Origin of the sequence: Roseateles sp., from assembly GCF_044373315.1 — a bacterium.
GTDB lineage: Bacteria > Pseudomonadota > Gammaproteobacteria > Burkholderiales > Burkholderiaceae_C > JACDQM01.
In genome coordinates, this window is the sequence record NZ_JBILQK010000147.1 from 1 (window position 1) to 5,741 (window position 5,741).

Below are 5,741 nucleotides of genomic sequence, written 5' to 3' on the forward strand. Positions count from 1 at the left end.
CAGGCCGCCCGTGGGCTCGTTGCGGTGGCACTGGCCGAACTCGCCGAAGCGCAGCGGCAGGTCGCGGTAGCTCTTGATGCCGTGCTTGAAGATCAGGATGTGACCCGGGCAGTTCATCGGCTTGAGCGCGTAATCGCGCTTCTCCGACTCGGTCGTGAACATGTTGTCGCGGTACTTGTCCCAGTGACCGGTCGCTTCCCAGAGGGTCTTGTCGAGCAATTGCGGGCCCTTGACCTCCTGGTAGCCGTTGTCGCGATAGACGCGGCGCATGTACTGCTCCACCTCCTGCCAGACCGTCCAACCCTTGGGGTGCCAGAACACCACGCCCGGCGCGTGCTCGTCGATATGGAACAGACCCAGTTCCTTGCCCAGCTTGCGGTGGTCGCGCTTCTCGGCCTCCTCCAGCATGGTCAGGTACTTCTGCAGATCATCCTTGCTAGCCCAGGCCGTGCCATAGATGCGCTGCAGCTGCTCGTTGCGATGGTCGCCGCGCCAGTAGGCACCGGCCACCTTCATCAGCTTGAAGTGTTTGAGCTTGCCGGTGGACGGCACGTGCGGGCCGCGGCACAGATCGGTGAACTTGCCTTCGGCGTAGAGCGACACGGCCTGATCAGCCGGGATGCTCTCGATGATCTCGGCCTTGTAGGCCTCGCCGATACCCTTGAAGTAGCTCACCGCCTCGTCACGCGGCAGCACCGAGCGGACGACCTTTTCGTCCTTCTTGGCCAGTTCGCTCATCTTCGACTCGATGGCCGCCAAGTCATCGGGGGTGAACGGACGCTTGTACGAGAAGTCGTAATAGAAGCCATGCTCGATCACCGGGCCGATGGTGACCTGGGCATCCGGGAACAGTTCCTTGACGGCATAGGCCAGCAAGTGGGCCGTCGAATGACGAATCACCTCTAGTCCGTCGGCATCCTTGTCGGTGATGATGGCCAGCTGGGTATCAGCGTCGATGAGATAGCTGGTGTCGACCAGTTGAGCGGCATCGCCCTTGCCGACACGGCCGGCCAGCGCCGCCTTGGCCAGGCCAGCGCCAATCGAGGCGGCGACATCAGCCACCGTCACTGCCTGCGCGAACTCGCGCTTGGAACCATCAGGCAATTGAATCGAGATCATCGAGAAACTCCATGAGCACCCGGGCATTCGGATGCAGAAAACAAAAAAGCGCGGCCTGGTGCCGCGCTTCATTGGGGTGCTGCAATAACAGCTAAGGGGAAAGACGTGACGAGCCGCGGCCGACTAACAAACCTTTGCAGTGGAGGTCGTAGTTCGCGGTGTCATAACCATCGTGCCTTTCTCGCCCTTGTTGTCTGAAGATGCGCGATTGTAGGTCATCAGATCAGTAGCGCTGCACGCGCCCGTTGTCGATGCGGACGCGGTCACCGATGCCAAGGCCGTCAAGCCGGTCCATCTCGAACTGCAGTTCACCGCCATGGCGTTCCAGCCGAACGGTGACACGGTAGAGTGGGCGGCCGCGGCCCTGTTTATCGATCTCGCTACCCAGCAGCGCGCCACCGACTGCGCCCAGCACCGTCGTCGCCACCCGGCCGTCGCCCTTGCCCATCTGGTTGCCGATCACGCCGCCAACCACCGCGCCGACCACGGCGCCGCCGGCGCCGCTGTCACGCCGACCGTCGGCCAACTGCTCGATGCTGCGCACATGCCCGTACTGGACGATGTTCTGCGCTTGGCCTGAATAGGGGCCATAGCCGCCATAGCTTCCATACGGCGCCGGCTCGCGCGACTGCCGCTGGTGGGCACAGCCGCCGAGCACCAGCAAGAGGCCCAGCAGGGCCGAAGAAGCAAGGCGGGGGGATGACATGGGCATGGGAGCTCCCTGGTAACGGCTGATGCGTCGGTGCCAATGCAACGCAGCACCCCTGCACCGAGTTGGCCGCCCCTTACCTCTGATTACATTCAGCCTGAACTCAGACGCTCAAAGCGGCAAGGCGTCGACCGAGTCCGCCTCGACCAGGTGCGCGAACTCATCGCGCAAACGCTGGCTCTGCGCAATCGCCTGCAGCCAAGCTTGGGCGCGGGCTGAAACATCGTCGCCGTAGAAGGCGAAGTCCGACCGATCCGGCAGCTTGCCGCGCGGCAGGCTGCGCCGGATCCAGTCCTCATCGGGTGCCAGCACCACCACATTGTCGAGAAAAGCCGTGGCCCGGTGCCGGCTGCGTAGGGCCTTGTCCAGCCAGCCAGGCACCACCGTGCGCTGGAAGTGCGGATACAACACCAGCCCATCGCCCAACATGGCGGCGTAGTTCAGATGCAGGTGGTAATCGGTGATGCCGCCGTCCCAGTAGGCGCCCTCGGGCGCGCCCGGGATGTCCTGCACCGCCTGCAGCCAAAAGGGAATCGAGCAACTCGCCAGCAAGGCCGGCTGAAAGTTGTCAGCCGTCAGCGCCACCTGCCGGCTGCGGAAGTCGGTGACCGGCATCGGCAAAGCGGCGCGCGGATCGGAGAACACCACCCGTTCCAGGCAGCCACCCAAGGCACGGCGCTGCAGAAGATTGGCGGCAAAGGCAGCGCCATAGCCCAGCGGCGTGCGCCAGCGCCCCTCGCGCGCCAGCAGATGGCGGCCGCGCGAAGTGAAGACGTGCAGCCGCAGGCGCGGATGCGCCAGCAAGGCTGACTCACGACCGCCAAAGCAATCGGCCAGGCCGGCCGCAAAGCCGCGACTGACGGTTTGTGCCGTTGGCCGGCGCCCCGGCGCGCTGTCGTAGCGCTGGTTCACATAGTCCTGCGCCAGGCGCTCGAACTCCTGCTCCGCCTGCGTCTCGTCGTTCACCAGACAGGCCGTGGCCATGCGCCATGCGCCGATCGAAGCGCCAAGCAGATGGATCTCGCCCCCGCCACGCGGCAACCAGCTGCCGAACAGGAAGCGGTCCAGCGGATTGAGGATCAGCCCCTTGGGGCCGCCCGCCGCGGCCGGAACCACACGCACATCCGAGGGTTGCAGGCCACGCTCGCGCAGGCGCTCACGCGCCCGCGCTCCAGCATAGACCCGCAGTGCCTGCATCAGAGCTTGTGCTCCAGCATCACGCCCCACCAGGTACGGCCCTTGCGCTGCACCTCGGTGTAGTAGCCGCCGTCCAGCAACGTGCGCGATTGGTTGTCCACCGGTGCGAAGTTGTTGGCCATCACGCGCACCGAGGTCTGCCGGCTCAGGATGAACTGCGCAAAGAGGTCGATGCCGCGCGCATGGCTTTGCTCCAGCCACTGGCTGGAAAGCTGGCGCGTGGTGTAGCCCGGCGTGTAGGCGAAGCTTGCTCCGGTCACCACCGGCATGGGCAGGCTGCTCAGACGGTAATCAAACCCCAGGTTGGCCGACCAGGGCTGCTGGCCGTCCAGGCGGTTGTTCGGCCCCTCCAGCGCCTGCACACGGGAGCGATAGATGTTCAGAGAGCTGCGCAGATTCAGCGCCAGCTTGGGATCGAACACCGAGGGCAGCAACTCGCCTGCCCGGCCCTTCAGCTCAAGCTCCAGGCCGCTGGTCGTGGCCTTGGAGAAATTGGTCGGCCGCGAAACCCAGCGCTGCACGCCGGACCAGGGCACCGTCTCGAGCGTGATCTGGTTGCGGATCAGATCCGTCACCTGGCGATGGAACACGCCGATGCTGAACATGCCACCGCCCGCCATGTACTTCTCGAAAGCCAGATCCAGGCCGGTCGCGAGTTCAGGCTTAAGCAGCGGATTGCCCGCGCGGTCCGGCGCAATCTGGCTGTTGGGCTTGCTCGCGTCCGGATACAGGCCGTTGAGGCCGGGACGACTCAGCAGCGCATTCAGATCCGGCGCCTTGTAGCTGCGCGTGAGGCTGCCACGGATCAGGTCGCGGCCCTTGGGGTCGAGCTTGTAATTCAGGTGCCACAGCGGCGTCACAACCTGGCTGGTGTTGCGCAGCGTCTCGCTCAGGCCACGGCTCTCGGTGACGATGCGCTCGCCACGCAGGCCCAGATACGTGGACCACTGCGGCGACAGCTCCCACTCGTCCTGCACGAACAGCGCCTGGCGCTCGATGCGCGCGCCGAAAGGCTGGCCGTCGAACTCAGGCAACTGCGGAACGCCCAGCTCGGTGGTCTCGCGCATTTCGTCGCGGCGGCGCCATTCGAGATCCCAGCCCACGGTCAGGCTGTGGCTATCGCCGATCAGTTGGGAGAACTTGCCGCCCTGGGTGATGTTGCTGTCCTTGTTGTCGCCAAAGCTGCGGCGGCGCACGGCACCGTCGCGGTAGGTCTGAACGTCGAAGCCACCCTTGGACTCCTGCACACCGGCCTTCAGCTCCAGCCGCTGGTTCTCGTTGAGACGGTTCGCATACTGGACATTGCCTCGCGCCATGCGCCAGCTGCCCTTGCCCAGGTTGTCATCCTCCAGCAACGGACGGCCGGACAGCACTTCATTGCTGAAGCTGGTCTTGTTGTTCCAGCGACCGTCCTGAAAGAAGCTCTGCAGCGTCAGCGATTCGTCGTCGCTGATCTTCCAGTTCAGGCGCGGGCTGGCGTTGAAGCCATGCCCCCAGAAGGGCTGGGTCGCCGATTGCACAGAAGCGGCAGGCAGTGCATTGCTGCCCGGCGCCAGCTTCTCGGTACGAATCTCATTGCGACCGCGCCAGGTGAACAGCGACACCGGCACTGACACGGCCATACCACCCAGCACCCGCTCACCCCAGGTGAAATTCAAACCGCCCACCGGACGATCGGCGTTGTAGCCCAGGCGCACGCCGAGATCGCGCTGACTGACCCGTGGCGCGTCCTTCAGAATGATGTTGATCGCGCCGGCAACGGCCTGCGCGCTCTGATCCGCAGTCGGGCCTTTGGTGACTTCGATGCGCTCCACCTGCTTGGGGTCCAGCTGGTCCAGCTGGAAGCCCGGGGGCGCGGGGTCACCGTTGATCAGGATCAGTGTGTAGCCCGCACCCAGGCCACGCATGCGCGGCGCATTGCCCTGCACACTGACGCCGGGCAGGCGCTTCAGCACATCCGCGACATTGCTGTCGCCATACTTGTCCAGCTCTTCGCGGCCGTAGATCTGCTTGGCCACCGGCGCCCGACGGCGCAGATCGGTGTCCGACAGCGCGCGGGAACTGACCTCCACCCGCTCGAGCTTGGTGCCCGGCTGGCGCGGCTGCGCATCGCCGGGGCCGCCTGTCGCCTCTTGCGCCAAGGCGGCCGGTGCTGCGGCATAGGACAGCACGAGCAAGGCACAAGCCAGGCTGCGGGGATGAAGTTGATGCGACAAGTCAGTCTCCAGATACAGGATATGGGCGGGCCAGAGAATAGCCGTCGGCACCTGAGCGGGCCGCCTTCATGCGACGAATCGCCAGAAGCGGGCCATCGATGGCGTCCGGAGTACGTCTACTTCAGCGCTTGGTCTGCAGTTTCGCAAACGCCGCCGCCATCGCGTTGCCGGACGGCGCCGCAGCCCCACGCCCCGCAGTGCCCTGACCGCTGCTGCGCTCATGGCGCGCCGCCGGACGGAAGCTGTTGTCGGCCTTGGCCGCGCCCCGCGGTGCCTGGGCATCGAGCTTCATCGTCAGCGAGATGCGCTTGCGCGCCAGATCCACCTCCAGCACCTTGACCTTGACGATATCCCCAGTCTTGACCACCTCGCGCGCATCGCTGACGAACTTGTTGGCCAGCTGGCTCACATGCACCAGACCGTCTTGATGCACGCCCAAGTCGACGAAGGCACCGAACTGCGCGACGTTGGACACCGTGCCTTCAAGGATCATGCCCTCG

5 protein-coding genes are annotated in these 5,741 nt (G+C 65.1%); all 5 read right to left on the minus strand.

Annotated features, from left to right (window positions below; translation table 11 throughout):
* On the minus strand, positions 1-1,119 hold a 1,119-nt coding region (locus ACIQ67_RS19005), incomplete at its 3' end, for a threonine--tRNA ligase (protein WP_397535944.1).
* 223 nt (positions 1,120-1,342) lie between these two features.
* A complete protein-coding gene (locus ACIQ67_RS19010; RefSeq protein WP_397535945.1) occupies positions 1,343-1,825 on the minus strand; it encodes a glycine zipper 2TM domain-containing protein in 483 nt (160 codons plus the stop codon).
* Between the two features lie 114 nt (positions 1,826-1,939).
* Complete coding sequence (locus ACIQ67_RS19015; RefSeq protein WP_397535946.1) at positions 1,940-3,025, minus strand: phospholipase; 1,086 nt, start codon at positions 3,023-3,025, stop codon at positions 1,940-1,942.
* Positions 3,025-5,241: a TonB-dependent receptor plug domain-containing protein gene (locus ACIQ67_RS19020; RefSeq protein ID WP_397535947.1), complete on the minus strand. Its 2,217-nt coding sequence runs from the start codon at positions 5,239-5,241 to the stop codon at positions 3,025-3,027. Before ACIQ67_RS19020 ends, ACIQ67_RS19015 begins: the two co-directional genes overlap by 1 nt.
* A 121-nt stretch (positions 5,242-5,362) precedes the next feature.
* On the minus strand, positions 5,363-5,741 hold a 379-nt coding region (locus tag ACIQ67_RS19025; RefSeq protein ID WP_397535948.1), incomplete at its 5' end, for a S1 RNA-binding domain-containing protein.